Genomic DNA, 15,563 nt, shown 5'->3' on the forward strand with positions numbered 1-15,563 from the left:
GTCTTGGTGAAGGTCAGGATGGGTTGTCCTTGGTGAAGGTCAATGGGTTATCCTTCGGGGGAGGTTAGGTGGGGGCTGAATGCAATATTCAGAGTAGTTGGTATTGGTATTGAGTTAAGATTGGACTTCATCACCCTTGTGGTTTATCCATTTTTTTCTTTAATCATACACTGAGATCAGCTGTTTACGGATTAACGGATATCAGGTGCTAATCAAATTCCCAGCAAGTTCAGATTGCCGATTTGGGTTAAAAGACCTGTAAAAGTCGGCTTGTGTCATAAGAATCGTGCGTCGATTGACTAAAAAAACTCAATAAAACGGTTATTTTATATAATAAAGCATTATATAAGGTAGATTTTCCGATTATTCTGACTACATTTGCAGCTAAATTACACTAAAAGATTCTTATGAAACGAAACTTATTCCCGATCACGCTGCTTCTGGCAGGAGTCATGATGCTCGCTTCATGTCTCAACGACGAAGATGACAGCATCAAAATCACATATTACGGCGATGCCGCCCTCACCTCGTTTTCCGTTGGAACGCTGACGAGGACATACCTCAACAACAAAGGTGAGGCATTGAAATCCACCGTCGACGGTACCGACAGCACGACAACGGTAGACGGAAGCAAATACAAGTTCACCATCGACCAGCTGAAGCGTGAGATATATAATGCCGACTCGCTGCCGGCAGGTACCGCCGTGAGCAAGGTTGTATGCTCGTTGGCGAGCAAGAATTCCGGAGTGGTGTATGTAAAGAGAATGGCAAGCGACACCCTCGATTATTTCACCGGAAACGATTCCATCGACTTCAAAGACAAGAGAGTGTTCAGGGTGTATTCCACCGACGGACAGTCATACAGAGACTATAACGTGGAAATCCGCGTACACAAAGAGCTCGCAGACTCCTTTGAGTGGCAGAGAGAAGATGTGTCGAACATCCTTCCAGACCTCGGCAAATACAAGGGAGTGAAGATCTTCGCCATGGGCGAAAAAGTGTTTGCGATGGTCAACGACGGAGCCGCCTCGTTCGTAATGCGCAAGGGAATCAACGACAACAGCCGTTGGAACACGGTGACGCCCAACGTGAATACCGTGTTCTCGCCGGATGCCTACAAGAATGTGGCGACACTCGACGGGTGGATATATATGCTCACCAACGGCATTATGTTCAAGTCGAAAGACGGAGCTGAATGGCAGAACGTGAATGTACAGGGAGTGGAAAACCTGAAGCAGCTCGTGGGAGCGTCAGCAACAAAACTCTATGCCATCACACAGAACGGTATGGCATCGTCGAAAGACGGCGAGGTGTGGACCGACGTGGCACTCGACGGCGACAAGAACCTGCTGCCTACCGGAAGCATCAGCTTCTGCACCATGCCTTCGACGACGAATAAAGGCGTGGACCGACTCGTGATGGTGGGAAATTCCGCAAAGGCAGACACCGCCGCCGTGGTGTGGGGAAAGATTGAAGACTACAGCGAGGAACAGGACTCATACTCATGGTCGCTATATGAAGGAAACTACAAGAAGGAACTGCCTAATATGGCAGGACTCTCAGTGGTGAGATACGACGGAAGACTCTATGCCATCGGAGGCGCAGGACTCGGCGGCAGCACCGCACAGCCATACGCACAGCTCTATTTCAGCAAAGACCAGGGCCTGACATGGCATAAGAGCACACTCTTCACACTGCCAGCCGACATGCCGAAGGACGTGGACCCCAATACGCTGAGCATGACGACAGACAAATACAACAACGTGTGGATAATCAGTGCCTCTACGGCACAGGTGTGGAAGATGCGCATCAACCGCCTCGGATGGAAGACCGAACAGACGGCTTTCAGCGAGTGACCGTTTTAGAAATTCACAGAGCATGGGCGGATATGGTATCCGCCAGCCGGCGAAAGGCCGGTTTGCCGAACGCCATGCCTAATATATAATAAGGTGTAAAGAATATACAGCCCCAGAAGGCAGAAAACATATAAAATGACAACATCGCATATCCAGAATATCCTATATGCTGCGCCCCGTGAAGCACGCTCTGCAGGAGTGATGAGGCTCGCGGAACGAGGATGGGCTTTGCTTCTCCTGCTCCTCCTGCTGCCGCTGACGATGCAGGCACAGGAAGACGACATGTATAAGATGGAGATAGGAGCCGGTGTGGGACTGGTGAGCTATGAGGGCGACTTCAACGGGAGCGTGGCAAAGAACGCACAGCCCGGAGCATCCCTCGTGTTGCGCCGCGTGTTCAATCCATATATGGGACTGAAACTTAATCTCCTCTACGGCAAGCTGAAAGGCGACTCCGACGGGGAGAAGACATACTATCCCGACTATCAGCAGGAGAAATACAGCTTCAGCAACACGCTGATGGACCTCTCGCTGACATACGAATACAACTTCTGGCCCTATGGCACGGGACGTGACTACAGAGGGGCGCAGAAGATAACGCCATTCGTGTTTCTCGGTCTTGGAGCCACATACGTGAAGACAAGCGACAAGAGCGTCTTCACCGGAAACTTCCCGCTCGGAGTGGGAGTGAAATACAAGTTGGGAAAGCGGGTGAACCTCGGACTGGAATGGGCAATCCATTTCTCCCTCAGCGATGAGCTTGACGGAGTGAAGGACCCCTATATGATAAAGAGTAGCGGACTGTTTAAAAACACCGACTGCTACTCGGCTCTGCAGCTGACGCTGACATACAGCTTCATGCAGAAATGTAGAACTTGCAACAGTGACAAATATGACTGACAACCAGAACATTATACCCCTGGATATGGAGCGCATACCGCAGCATATCGCCATCATCATGGATGGTAACGGACGGTGGGCTACGGAAAGAGGAAAGGAGAGAAGCTACGGACATCAGGCCGGAGTGGAATCGGTGAGGAGAATAACATCGGAGTGTACGAGACTTGGAGTGAAATACCTCACGCTATATACATTCTCCACAGAAAACTGGAACAGACCTGCCGACGAGGTGGCAGCCCTCATGGGACTCGTGCTCACGGCACTGGAAGACGAGCTGTTCATGAAGAACGACGTGCGCTTTCAGGTGATCGGCGACATCGACCGTCTGCCGGAGGAGGTGCAGAAGAAACTGCAGGAGACCATAGACCATACCGCCGACAACAAGGCAATGACAATGGTCATAGCCCTCAGCTACTCGTCAAGATGGGAGATAACGAAGGCGGTGAAGGAGATATCAACGCTCGTGGCAGAAGGAAAAGCCAAGGCCGACGACATCAACGAGGACTTCATCAGCAAGCATCTCGTCACCAGTTTCATGCCAGACCCCGACCTGCTGATACGCACCGGAGGAGAGCTGCGCATATCAAACTACCTGCTATGGCAGATAGCATATTCAGAACTCTATTTCTGCGACACATACTGGCCCGACTTCGCCGAGGCAGACCTTCACAAGGCGATAGCCAGCTACCAGTCAAGGCAGCGACGCTTCGGAAAGACAGAGGAGCAGGTGGAACAGGAGGAAAACTGAGGCAAAAGGAGAACAAGAAGACAAAAGATTATACGACATAAACAACGATGAATAAGTTATTAAAGAAAGTGCTGTTGTGCATAGCAGCGGTGATAATGGCATCCGATGCCTGTGCACAGGAGAAGATCGTAAACCCAGACATAACATACGCTGGATCACCACGCAACTGCGTCATCGCCGGCATCGCCGTATCAGGTGTGGACGGATACGAAGACTATATGCTGACAGGTATCTCAGGACTCACCGTGGGACAGGAGATATCTGTGCCGGGACAGGAAATCACCGACGCTGTGAAAAGATACTGGCGCCATGGACTCTTCTCAAAGGTCACCGTAGCCGCCGACTCCATCATCGGCGACAAGATATTCCTGCATTTCTATCTTGCCACCCGTCCGCGTGTGTCGGTAATCAACTACACGGGAGTGAAGAAATCGGAAAGAGAAGACATGGAGACGAAACTCGGACTGCTCAAAGGCAGCCAGATAACTCCAAACATGCTCGACAGAGCGAAGACCCTCGCCGAGAAATACTTCAAGGACAAGGGCTTCAACAATGCCGAGATAACGATAACCCAGATTGACGACATCTCCAACAAGAACCAGGTCATCCTCAATGTTGATGTGGACAAGAAGGAGAAGATAAAGGTGAGAAACATCATCATCGATGGCAACAAACAACTGTCTACCAAGAAGATAAAGGGTGGACTCTTCTCGAAGGGCGCCCTCGGCAAGATCCGTGAGGCAGGCAAACTGTCGAGCTTCCTGAAAGCCACCAAGTTCACGCCGGAGAGATATAAGGAAGGCAAGCAGGCGCTGCTCGACAAATACTACGAGCTGGGATACCGCGATGCCGCAATACTGGAAGACAGCGTGTGGGAAAACGACCCCAAGCATGTGAACATATATCTGAAAGTCACAGAAGGAAAGAAATACTATATCCGCAACATCACATGGGTGGGCAACACCGTATTCACCACCGACTATCTCAACCGTGTGCTCGGCATGAAGAAGGGCGATGTGTATAACCAGAAGCTGCTCGGCAAACGACTCAGCGAAGATGAGGACGCCGTGGGCAACAACTACTGGAACGACGGATACCTCTTCTATAACCTGCAGCCGACAGAGGTGAACATCGTGGGCGACTCCATCGACCTGGAGATGAGAATCTTCGAGGGACAGCAGGCGCATATCAGCAGAGTGCGCATCAACGGCAACACAAGACTCTATGAGAACGTGATACGCCGTGAGCTCCGCACAAAGCCAGGCGACCTCTTCTCGAAGGATGCCCTGCAGCGTTCTGCCCGTGAGCTCGCATCGATGGGACATTTCGACCCGGAGCAGATACAGCCAGACGTGAAGCCGAACTACGAAACAGGAACCGTGGACATCTCCTACGACCTCGTGCAGAAGTCAAACGACCAGGTGGAGTTCTCGCTCGGATGGGGACAGACCGGTGTGATCGGTCGTGTAGGACTGAAGCTCAACAACTTCTCGATGCGCAACCTGTTCAACAAAAACCGTGAGCACCGCGGCATCATGCCTATCGGCGACGGAGAGACACTCTCGCTCGGCGCCCAGACCAACGGTTCATACTATCAGTCGTATAACGCTTCATATTCCACAAACTGGTTCGGAGGCAAGCGACCGATACAGTTCACCGTCGGTGCATACTTCTCAAAGCAGACCGACGTGAACAGCAACTACTACAGCAGTGCGCTGATGAACAACTATTACTACAACCACTACGGATACGGAAGCTCATACAACCCTAACTACGAGAACTATCTCGACCCAGACAAATATGTGGAGCTGTTCGGAATATCAGTGGGATGGGGCAAGCGCCTGCGCTGGCCTGACGACTACTTCACCCTCTCGGCCGAGGTGTCGTTCCAGAGATATATGTTGAAGAACTGGCAGTACTTCATCGTGACAGACGGTAACTGCAACAACCTCAACTTCTCGCTCTCGCTCTCAAGAACATCTACCGACAACCAGCTCTTCCCACGTCGTGGATCAGAGTTCCAGGCTTCTGTGACAATCACTCCGCCATGGTCAAAGTTCCAGAAGAAAGACTATGCCAACCTTGCCACCGACCCTCAGTCGCCTAACTACAAGGACGAGCAGCAGGAGAAATACCGTTGGGTGGAGTATCACAAATGGAAGTTCAAGGCACGTACCTTCACTGCCCTCACCAATGGCCAGAAGTGCCTCGTGCTCATGGCACGCGCCGAGATGGGACTCCTGGGATCATACAACAAGCACAAGAAGTCACCGTTCGAAACATACTATGTGGGAGGTGACGGTATGAGCGGATACTCTTCAGGTTATGCTGAAGAGACCATCGGACTCCGTGGATACGAGAACGGTACGGTGGGATACAACAGCTATGCCTACGACCGCTTCACCATGGAGCTTCGCTATCCGTTCCTGCTCGGCAACACCACAATCTACGGGCTCACCTTCGTGGAGGCAGGTAACGCCTGGAGCGACACCAAGAAGTTCAACCCGTTCGACATGAAGCGCTCTGCCGGTATCGGTGTGCGTATCTATCTGCCGATGGTGGGACTGATGGGTATCGACTGGGCATACGGTTTCGACAAGGTGCTCAACGGATCATCGTATAAGAGAGGCGGATCGCAGTTCCACTTCATCCTCGGTCAGGAGTTCTAAATAATGGATAAAGAAAATATTAACACAATGAAGAAACTATTGTTTATCGCCGTGATGCTGGTTTCAGCATTGGGCATGAGCGCACAGAAGTTCGCTCTCGTCGATATGGAGTATATCCTCAAGAATATCCCTGCCTATGAGCGTGCCAACGAGCAGCTCTCTCAGGTGGCAAAGAAATGGCAGGCAGAAGTCGACGCCATGGGCACAGAGGTGCAGACGCTCTACAAGAACTATCAGAACGAGTCGGTATTCCTTTCGCAGGAGCAGAAGAAAGCCCGTCAGGAAGCCATCCTCGCCAAGGAGAAAGAGGCAAGCGAACTGAAAAAGAAATATTTCGGACCGGAAGGCGAACTGTTCAAGAAGCGCACCAGTCTGATGACCCCTATACAGGAGGAGATATACAATGCCGTGAAGGACATCAGCGAGCTGCGCGGATATTCCCTCGTGCTCGACCGTGCTTCAGACACCGGCATCATCTTCGCTTCGCCAAAGGTGGACATCAGCAATGAGGTGCTTACCAAGCTCGGATATTCAGCCAACTGATTTGGTGATGGATTATTTGGTGGGTAATAAAAAACATATTACATTTGCACCGCACAGAGAAAACGTGGAAAGACAAGAATAATATTAATAACAAAACAAATAAACAACGAAAATGAAAAAAATGATTTTAATGTTGATGTTGTTCGCTCCTATCGCAACATTCGCACAGAAGTTCGGACATGTCAACGCACAGGCCGTTATGGAGAGCCTGCCAGAGTTCATTAAGGCACGCGCTGAGGTTGAGGGTCAGGCAAAGGTCTATGACAACCAGCTCAAGGAGATGCAGACAGAAATCCAGAAGAAGGCTGAGGAGTATGACAAGACTCAGGCTACTATGAACGATACCAAGCGCAAGGAGACAGAGGCTACTCTGCAGGACCTCTACCAGAAGTTCCAGCAGGCTCAGCAGGATAACGCTCAGGCTATCCAGAAGCTCCAGAACGAGAAGCTCCAGCCTATCGTTACAAAGCTCCAGAACGCCATCAAGAACGTTGGCAAGGCTGGCGGTTATGTTTACATCATGGACCTCTCAAGCGGTATTCCATACATCAGCGACACTCTCAGCAAGGACGTTACTGCTGACGTGAAGGCTGAGCTCAACAAGCTGAAGTAATACAGACCGCAAATACGGTGGACAGTGAATGAGGCGGATGACGGAAGTCTGAAGTCTGTCATGTGCAGTCACCGTGGAGATATTACATACGGAGTGTGTCAAAAGTAGAGGACTGCGCCTTATAACGCTCCTTGCTTTTGACACATTCTGCTTTAAATCAACAATACCTATCAGATTATGAAAAGAATTTTCTTATTTCTCTTCGTTGCCATCTTCGCTTTTGCTGCTGAGGCACAGGATTTCAAGTTCGCTTATTTCAGTTATGGCGAAGCCCTCAAGTCGATGCCCGACTATGAGCTGGCTGCCACCAATGTGAACAAGCTGCGCAACCAGTATGACAACGAACTGAAGAAGGCAGAAGACGAGTTCAACGCCAAATATGAGGACTTTCTCGAGAACCAGCGCACCCTCGCTCCAGCCATCCTCGACAAGCGTCAGGCAGAGCTGCAGGAACTGTTACAGAAGAACCTGAAGTTCAAGGAGGAAGCCAAGCGTCTGCTCTCTCAGGCAGAAAACGATGCCTTCGCTCCTCTCAAGCGTAAGCTCAATGCAACGGTAAAGAAAATCGGTATGGAGCGTGGCTATGCCTTCGTGCTGAATACCGACGGCGACGCCTGCCCGTATGTTGACAGTACCAAGGGCGATGACATCAGCGTGATAATCGCTGACGCACTGAAATAATCCCCAACCGGTCTATAAGACTGATTGGGAACAATTGCGTAACAACTATGGTTTGCAATCATATAAACATCATACTACTATGATTGAATCTACAGGTAAAACAGGTCCTATCGGAGTGTTCGATTCCGGCTATGGCGGACTGACCATCCTTCATCAGATGCGTCAGCTGCTGCCGCAGTACGACTATCTCTATCTCGGCGACAACGCCCGTGCTCCGTATGGTCCACGGTCGTTCGACATCGTATATCAGTTCACTCGTGAGGCAGTGGAGAAACTGTTCAGCATGGGATGCCATCTCGTCATCCTCGCCTGCAACACCGCCTCCGCCAAAGCCTTGCGGTCGATACAGCAGAATGACCTGCCGCAGATAGACCCCAACCGCCGTGTGCTCGGCGTGATACGTCCCACGGCGGAATGTATCGGCAGCATCACGCAGTCGCGCCACGTGGGCATCGTTGCTACCGCCGGAACCATCAAGAGCGAGAGCTATGTGATGGAGATACACAAGCTCTATCCCGACATCACCGTGACGGGAGAGCCATGCCCCATGTGGGTGCCGCTGATAGAAAACAACGAATATGATAGTCCAGGTGCCGACTATTTCGTGGAAAAGCGCATCGGCAATCTGATGCGCCGCGACCCGCAGATAGACTCCATCATCCTCGGCTGCACCCATTATCCGCTGCTTCTGAACAAGATTCTGAAGTATGTGCCGCGTGGTGTGCGCATCGTGCCGCAGGGCGAATATGTCGCCAACAGTCTGAAAGACTATCTCATGCGTCATCCTGAGATGGATATGCGCTGCTCCAAGCACGGCACCTGCCATTATCTCACTACAGAGAGTGCAGAGAAGTTCCGTGAGTCAGCACAGCTCTTCCTCAACGAGGATATCGATGTGGAGCGTGTCGTGTTGGGATAAACAACAATTTCTCCCGATTTTCTTGCTTTTCCCATTTTAAAATCTTATGTTTGCACCTTGGAAAGTGCAGATGAATCCGGAATATGCACCTTTGAAGGTGCATTTCTTGTAATTAAGTGCACCTTGGAAGGTGCATTTTGTGGTATTATATGCACTTTGGAGAGTGCAAACTTTATTATGGAACCAACTTCGGCGGTATAAAAATAATACGGATATGGATATTACACTTGTTAACTTCATGAACGAACAGTTAAGTCTTGTAAGTTTAGACTTCAAACGCTATATGTATGAGAAGTTGCCTTGGGAGGCAAGGCTCGTAGGGTTGATGGGACCGCGTGGTGTCGGTAAGTCAACAATGATACTGCAGCGAATCAAGGAGATGGCAGAGGCAGATCAGCAACAAACTCTCTACATATCGGCAGATCACAGTTATTTCACCACGCATACCTTTGTGGATACAGCTGACGAGTTTGTGAGAGAAGGTGGTAAATGGCTGTTTATAGACGAAGTTCATAAATATGACGGCTGGTCGAGAGAATTGAAGCAGATTTATGATTCCCATCCAGAGCTGCATATATTCTTTACTGGTTCTTCAGTACTTGATATTCTTGAGGGTGAAGCCGATTTGAGTCGGCGTGCATTACTGTTTGATATGCAGGGGCTGTCTTTCCGTGAATACCTCGAATTGTTTCATGGCATCAAGACACCAGTCAGGAGTCTTGAGGATGTGTTGGATGGCAATACACGTATCGAAGGCATTCTCCATCCCATACCATTGTTCAACAAGTATTTGCGTGAAGGCTATTATCCATTCGCAGAAGAAGGCTATGTGCAGCAGAGACTGCAACAGGTGGTTCGCCTTACTATGGAAGTAGACATACCACAGTTTGCTAATATGTCGCCAGCTACGGGTAAGAAATTACGTAGGATGCTGACGATCATAGCCGCTAATGTGCCTTACAAGCCGGAGGCTACAGGTCTGGCAAATGAAATAAAGGTGAGCAGAAATGATATCCCTACTTATCTGCTATATATGGAAAAGGCAGGTATGATAGGTCAGTTGCGCGATGAGACAGGCGGAATGAGAGGCTTGGGAAAGGTGGAAAAGGTTTATCTTGACAACACCAATCTGATATATGCCATATCTGGCGAGAATGCCAACATAGGTAATGTCAGGGAAACGTTCTTTTACAACCAGACCCGTCTGGCATGTGATGTTACATCTTCCAAGGTATCAGACTTCGCCATAGGTAAATATACTTTTGAGATTGGAGGAGCAAAGAAAAGCCACCGCCAAATAAGGGATGTTGAAAATGCTTTTGTGGTGAGGGATGATATGGAATATGCAAATGGTGATATACTCCCGTTATGGAGTTTCGGACTATTGTATTGATTCCAATCTGTGGAACTCCAAATTATTTCAGAATTTCCAACGCAGCTGCAACTGTATGTCGGTGAGAGATGATGCATCCACCTGTTGCAGTGCCGTTCCCACTTGCGAACGGTCGAAATAATCGGTCGTGCCAGCCTTTGCCATCACGTATAGACGCTTGGTGGGCATATACTTGACGATGAGCGCATAGCGGATTCCTTCGCCGTAATACGACGGGAAGGAGAAATCATAAAGCATGCCGCGTTCATAGCTGTATATGCTGCTGTAGTAATCGTCGGTGTGGAAATATCCGCATGTGGCGTAGATGGCGAAGCGGCGTATTGCCGTGGTGCCACCGCCGAGAGAAGCCATATATCCGTTGCTGCGCTCTTTGAATACCGTTGTGGTGCCGTCTATCTGAGCCTTTATGCTCCAGCTGCCGCCATCGTATAGTGCCGCCAGGCGAGCACGCTGGTCTGTCTTGTAAATCAGTGCCGTCTTGTCGGCATTGTCTTTCTGCCGCTTCTTCAGCCGGTAGCGTCCTGTCAACGTGAGACGACCTGTGGTGTAAACGGCAGAAAACATGTTGTCGAAAGAACGAGATGCCGTTGATGCCTGATACCGTGCCCACGGGAAATAAGCTGCGTCGGCGTAATAGCTCAGCAGCAGACCGCCAAAGGGCTTCCAGTCAGCCCCCACATACACTCCGCTTTCGTTTTGCACCCTTCCTCCGTCGCTGTAGCTTTGAGAGAAGAGCGAATAATACTTGTATGAATAATATCTCTGCACGAGGCGCATGGTGAAATTAGACGCCAGGCGGTATGACATCGTGTTTATCGTAGCCCATGCGTGGCTGCTTCCCGTTGCCGTTTCTCCCCTGAAGGAGAACAGTCCGCTGCGGTAGCCATAGTCTACGCTCATGCCATAGAAACGTTCGCCCTGGGGATAATATCTGCGGTACAGCGAATTGGTGTTTGGACAGAGGCGCTTGTCGAGGCTCGTGTAGTATGCCGACACGCCGCCAACGAAATGCGACTTCATGAACGAGAGGTTCGCTCCGGCGGCAAACTGCGAAGCGTTGTTTTTCTTCTTCATCTCCGTCTCCGTGCGGTGGTATCCAGTCTTCAGTATCGTGGCTATAGAACCGTCGTCGTTGTTCAGCGTGGCGTCGATATACCGGTATGATACGAAAGCAGTGAGATCGAGACATGGAGAAATCCTCACCGTGGCGGCACCGCCCTGCATATAGTTGCCGGATGACCGTGAGGAATGCGGACGGATGGCAGTTCCCGCCTTGTTGAAAGAAGCCATTGAGGTGGTCTTTCCTATCGAGAAATCATTGTTCACGAGCAATCCCATTCCCATCTTCACCTTGTAGCGTCCGAGAGTGAGAGCCTTGAGGCGTCCGAGTTTCCTTATAGAGAGATAATATGAATAGAAGTCGTAGCCCATGCTGTTGCGGCCAGAGAAAAACGGTTCGCCGGCATCCTGCGCTCCCACGATGCCCAGTCTGAAATTGTCGGTATAGCGGTATTCGTAGCGAATGCTGTGGCGGTATTTATATCCCATATACCCGTTTTTGTCACCTTTCCGCTCGTAGAGAGGAATGTTGCCGGTGGCGGTGAGGATGTTCTCACCGTATTTGATGATGTTTTTGAGCGTCAGTGAGCTGCGCTTCTCCACGGGAGTTATCACTATGAAGTATGGCAACAGCCGTCGGTTGGTGAATGTCAGAGACCGTATCATGGCGAGTTCGGCTGTGGTTTTCATCTCCTGGTTTCGGTATATATATTCCAGGATGTCAGCTACCTCATCGTCGCTGAGGAATGGTATGCGCTCAAGGTCCTCGCGGGTGGCGTGGTTGATGTCAACCGGCGACTGTTCGAGGTCGCACAGCGCATCGTACATGGATTCCCACTGCGCCACATCCTCGTCGCTGTCGTCCATCATTTCGCCTATAATCGCCTGCCAGGCGTGTTGCTGTGATGTAGCCTCCTCTTGTGCCGATGAGCAGAGAGAAACGGCGAGAAACAGAATGACAAGCATCCCGTACCTACGGATTATTGATCTAAACCTTGCGTTTGTGTGCATGTTGCGGTATGGTATTAGAATTGTGATTATATTCAATATGTTGCTTTTCAGCTTATATGATACAAAGGTAATGAAAAAAACGGACAAAGAGGTCGGGCTTGATTATTTCTCAAAAAAAAACATCACCCACAATCCTTCCGGATCATGGGTGATGCTGATAGGTTCTTATTTCAGAGAGATGCCGTTATGCCATCTCTTCGATAGCCTTGTCTCCACGCTGACCTTTGTCGCGGCGGCTCAATGTCATGTAGGCAATAGGAGCAGCAACGAAGATAGATGAGAGAGTACCGAATATCACACCGAGAATCATTGCGAACGCGAAGCTGCGGATGTTGTCACCACCGAGGATGAAGATACAGAGCAACACGATCAATGTAGTGAGAGAGGTGTTCACGGTACGGGCCAGTGTCTCATTCAGAGAGTTGTTGAATATCGTGAAGAAGTCGCGCTTCTTGTAGAGGCCGAGGTTCTCGCGGATACGGTCGAATACCACCACCTTATCGTTGATAGAGTAACCGATAACGGTAAGGATAGCTCCGATGAACGTCTGGTCGATCTCGAGAGAGAAAGGAACGACGTTCCACAGGAGTGAGTAGAAGCCCAATACCACTACAGTATCGATTGCGAGGGCAACGCTGGCTCCGAGAGAGAATGCCAAGTTGCGGAAACGCAACAGAATGTAGAGGAAGATGGCGATGAGGGCGAAGATGACGCTGATGATAGCACCGTATGTGATATCCTTAGCCACCGACGGACCAACCTTTGCACTGCTGATGATAGAACCACCGGCACGCACGTCAGGATTCTTGAAAGCCTCTACGCTCTTCTGGGTTACCATACCCTCTTTGCTCAACGCCTTGAAGAGGATTTCCTCTACCTCGTCGTCGATTGTAGGGCTGTTAGACTCTATCTTGTAGTTGGTAGAGATACGGATTGTCTTGTGGTCAGTACCCAATGCCAATGCGCTTACAGAACTGTTAGGGAACGAGGTCTGCAGAGCTCTTGACACATCCTCCGGCTCAACGGCCTTCTCCAGTTTCACAACGTAGTTGCGACCACCGGTGAAGTCGATGCTCTTGCTCAAGCCGCGAACGAAGAAGCTAACCACGAATACTGCAATGAGAATACCAACTACTGTGAAGGTCTTCTTATACATGTTCATGATGCCCACGTGGTTGTTCTGCAAGAAGTTGCGGGAGAGACGTGTGGTGAAGTTCTGTTTCAGCCACTTGTCCTTAGCCAGGCGGTTTTCGTAAATGAGGCGTGTGAGGTATACTGCGGTGAAGAATGAGCAGCAGATACCGATGATAAGAGTAGTGGCGAATCCACGTACAGGACCTGTACCGAATACGAACAGGATAACACCAGTGATGATAGAGGTGAGGTTGGAGTCGAAGATAGCCGAGAAGGCATTTCCGTAACCAGCCTTGATAGCCTCACGCAGAGCCTTGCCCTTGCGAAGCTCCTCCTTCGTACGTTCATAGATAAGCACGTTAGCGTCGACCGCCATACCGAGTGTCAATACGATACCGGCGATACCAGGCATCGTAAGCGCCGCCTGGAACGACGTCAGGATTCCGAGTGTGAAGAAGAGGTTGACGAGCAAAGCAAAGTTTGCCATCATACCAGGGATGAAGTCATACATGAGAACCATGTAGAGCATCAAGAGGATGAACGCCACGGCGAATGAGATGAGACCCTGCTGGATTGACTGTGCACCGAGTGTAGGACCAACCACGTCTTCCTGCACGATACGTGCCGGAGCAGGCATACGTCCGGACTTCAGAGTGTTTGCCAAGTCCTTGGTGTCCTCAATGGTGAAGTTACCTGTAATCTGAGAGTTACCGCCTGAAATCTCGCCGTTTACGCGAGGTGCGCTATATACGGCACCGTCGAGAACGATGGCGATAGCCTTGTTGATGTTTGCCTTTGTCATCTCTGCCCAGCGGCGTGCACCGTCAGAGTTCATCGACATACTTACGCTTGGTCGGTTGCTCATCTGGTCGAACTCATCCTTGGCGTCGGTGATCACGTCACCTTCGAGCGGAGCATGGCCGTTGCTCTGTGTAACCTTCAGTGCATAAAGCTCATAAACGTTCTTTACAGAAAGTCCGTCAGCCGGCTTCGCACCCCAAAGGAGCTTGAGGTCAGAAGGCAGAACCTGCTTTGCGGCAGCAGAATAGATAATCTTGTTCACGGCAGCAGTGTCGCGCACGTTGGCATAACCAACAACGCTGAGAGAACCCTGTGGCGCGAGCTGCAGAACTGCGAGAAGCGGATTTGTCTTCTTTGCCTGTGCCATCTGTGCACTCTCAGAGCTTGCAGCAGCCTTGGCAGCGCTGTTCTTGTTGGCGTTGACCTTGAGCTTTGCAGGAGAAGTCTTCTCGGCAACCTCAGCCTTCTCGGCAGCGTCGTCCTTCTTCTCAGTGGCAGCGGTGTCTTTCTTCACCTCGCCGCCGTTAGCCATTGTCTGGTCGAGCTGGCGCAGGTAAGGAGTGATTTCCTCGCTGTTGTATGTCTCCCAGAATTCAAGGTTTGCGCTACCCTGGAGGAGCTTGCGCACACGCTCAGGCTCACGAACACCAGGCATTTCCACCATGATGCGGCCTTCCTGGCCTTCGAGCTTCTGGATGTTAGGCTGTACGACACCAAACTTGTCGATACGGTTGCGAACGACGTTGTATGAGTTGTCGATAGCCGACTGCACCTGTGAGCGGAGAGCCTTCTCCACCTCCTTGTCGGAGCTCTGGGTGCTTACCTGTCCCTTGAGCTGCTGTGTGGCAAAGATTTCTGCCAGGCGGTGGCCAGGTGCGTTCTGACGATAATACTTGATGAAGAGAGAGATGAAGTCGCTCTGACTTGTCTCTTCCTCCTTCTTAGCCTGTTCCATAGACTTCACGAAGGCAGCGTCTGTCTTGTGGTCAGCCAGTGTCTCCACTACGTCCGGAACGGAAATCTCCAAGATAACATTCATACCGCCCTTCAAGTCAAGACCCAGACCGATCTGGGTTTCGAGACATCTCTGGTAGGAATAAATGCCGAGGTACTTCACTGAGTCTTTGTAATCCTGCTGAGCAATAGGATCTTTTATCTTTGCTGCCTCGCTGTCATAATAGTTTGTGGCAACGGAGAAAGACAAATAGAAGATGCTTGCAAGGGTCATCAAGACTG

The 15,563-nt window shown here is 50.4% G+C and carries 11 protein-coding genes; 9 read left to right on the top strand and 2 right to left on the bottom strand.

From position 1 onward, the window contains the following. The first annotated feature begins 407 nt into the window (after positions 1-407). From QVO99_RS06010 to QVO99_RS06050, 9 genes are all read left to right on the top strand, one after another. Complete coding sequence (locus tag QVO99_RS06010; protein WP_022316697.1) at positions 408-1,856, top strand: DUF6242 domain-containing protein; 1,449 nt, start codon at positions 408-410, stop codon at positions 1,854-1,856. A gap of 201 nt (positions 1,857-2,057) precedes the next feature. Beyond that, a complete protein-coding gene (locus QVO99_RS06015) occupies positions 2,058-2,756 on the top strand; it encodes a DUF6089 family protein (RefSeq protein WP_044074311.1) in 699 nt (232 codons plus the stop codon). After that, positions 2,749-3,504 (top strand): isoprenyl transferase, encoded by a 756-nt coding sequence (locus tag QVO99_RS06020; RefSeq protein WP_022316699.1) that lies wholly within the window; start codon positions 2,749-2,751, stop codon positions 3,502-3,504. The genes QVO99_RS06015 and QVO99_RS06020 overlap by 8 nt, the downstream gene beginning before the upstream one ends. Before the next feature lie 47 nt (positions 3,505-3,551). Next, positions 3,552-6,173, top strand: coding sequence for a BamA/OMP85 family outer membrane protein (locus QVO99_RS06025; RefSeq protein WP_022316700.1), 2,622 nt, complete (start codon positions 3,552-3,554; stop codon positions 6,171-6,173). A 27-nt stretch (positions 6,174-6,200) separates the two neighbouring features. After that, positions 6,201-6,716 (top strand): OmpH family outer membrane protein, encoded by a 516-nt coding sequence (locus QVO99_RS06030; protein WP_022316701.1) that lies wholly within the window; start codon positions 6,201-6,203, stop codon positions 6,714-6,716. A 112-nt stretch (positions 6,717-6,828) separates the two neighbouring features. Further along, complete coding sequence (locus QVO99_RS06035; RefSeq protein ID WP_022316702.1) at positions 6,829-7,329, top strand: OmpH family outer membrane protein; 501 nt, start codon at positions 6,829-6,831, stop codon at positions 7,327-7,329. Positions 7,330-7,506: 177 nt separating this feature from the next. Then, entirely contained in the window at positions 7,507-8,010 is a 504-nt protein-coding gene (locus QVO99_RS06040) for an OmpH family outer membrane protein (protein ID WP_022316703.1), read from the top strand. Positions 8,011-8,089: 79 nt separating this feature from the next. Beyond that, the gene (gene murI / locus QVO99_RS06045) at positions 8,090-8,929 is read left to right on the top strand and encodes a glutamate racemase (RefSeq protein ID WP_022316704.1); all 840 of its coding nucleotides are present in this window, start codon (positions 8,090-8,092) and stop codon (positions 8,927-8,929) included. 214 nt (positions 8,930-9,143) lie between these two features. Further along, positions 9,144-10,322: an ATP-binding protein gene (locus tag QVO99_RS06050; protein WP_022316705.1), complete on the top strand. Its 1,179-nt coding sequence runs from the start codon at positions 9,144-9,146 to the stop codon at positions 10,320-10,322. A gap of 27 nt (positions 10,323-10,349) precedes the next feature. Here the strand turns inward: QVO99_RS06050 and QVO99_RS06055 are convergent, their stop codons facing one another. Both QVO99_RS06055 and secDF read right to left on the bottom strand, forming a co-directional pair. After that, complete coding sequence (locus tag QVO99_RS06055; protein WP_288176998.1) at positions 10,350-12,347, bottom strand: helix-hairpin-helix domain-containing protein; 1,998 nt, start codon at positions 12,345-12,347, stop codon at positions 10,350-10,352. 229 nt (positions 12,348-12,576) lie between these two features. After that, complete coding sequence (secDF, locus tag QVO99_RS06060; protein ID WP_441295406.1) at positions 12,577-15,540, bottom strand: protein translocase subunit SecDF; 2,964 nt, start codon at positions 15,538-15,540, stop codon at positions 12,577-12,579. Between the last annotated feature and the right edge of the window lie 23 nt (positions 15,541-15,563).

This window comes from Prevotella sp. CAG:592 (genome assembly GCF_000436015.1).
Lineage (GTDB): Bacteria > Bacteroidota > Bacteroidia > Bacteroidales > Bacteroidaceae > Prevotella > Prevotella pectinovora.

Coding starts and splice junctions, on each gene's coding strand:
- QVO99_RS06020 (WP_022316699.1), top strand. CDS start 2,749: ATGACTGACAACCAGAACATTATACCCCTGGATATGGAGCGCATACCG.
- QVO99_RS06050 (WP_022316705.1), top strand. CDS start 9,144: ATGGATATTACACTTGTTAACTTCATGAACGAACAGTTAAGTCTTGTA.
- QVO99_RS06010 (WP_022316697.1), top strand. CDS start 408: ATGAAACGAAACTTATTCCCGATCACGCTGCTTCTGGCAGGAGTCATG.
- QVO99_RS06015 (WP_044074311.1), top strand. CDS start 2,058: ATGAGGCTCGCGGAACGAGGATGGGCTTTGCTTCTCCTGCTCCTCCTG.
- QVO99_RS06030 (WP_022316701.1), top strand. CDS start 6,201: ATGAAGAAACTATTGTTTATCGCCGTGATGCTGGTTTCAGCATTGGGC.
- QVO99_RS06055 (WP_288176998.1), bottom strand. CDS start 12,347: ATGCTTGTCATTCTGTTTCTCGCCGTTTCTCTCTGCTCATCGGCACAA.
- QVO99_RS06035 (WP_022316702.1), top strand. CDS start 6,829: ATGAAAAAAATGATTTTAATGTTGATGTTGTTCGCTCCTATCGCAACA.
- murI (WP_022316704.1), top strand. CDS start 8,090: ATGATTGAATCTACAGGTAAAACAGGTCCTATCGGAGTGTTCGATTCC.
- QVO99_RS06040 (WP_022316703.1), top strand. CDS start 7,507: ATGAAAAGAATTTTCTTATTTCTCTTCGTTGCCATCTTCGCTTTTGCT.
- QVO99_RS06025 (WP_022316700.1), top strand. CDS start 3,552: ATGAATAAGTTATTAAAGAAAGTGCTGTTGTGCATAGCAGCGGTGATA.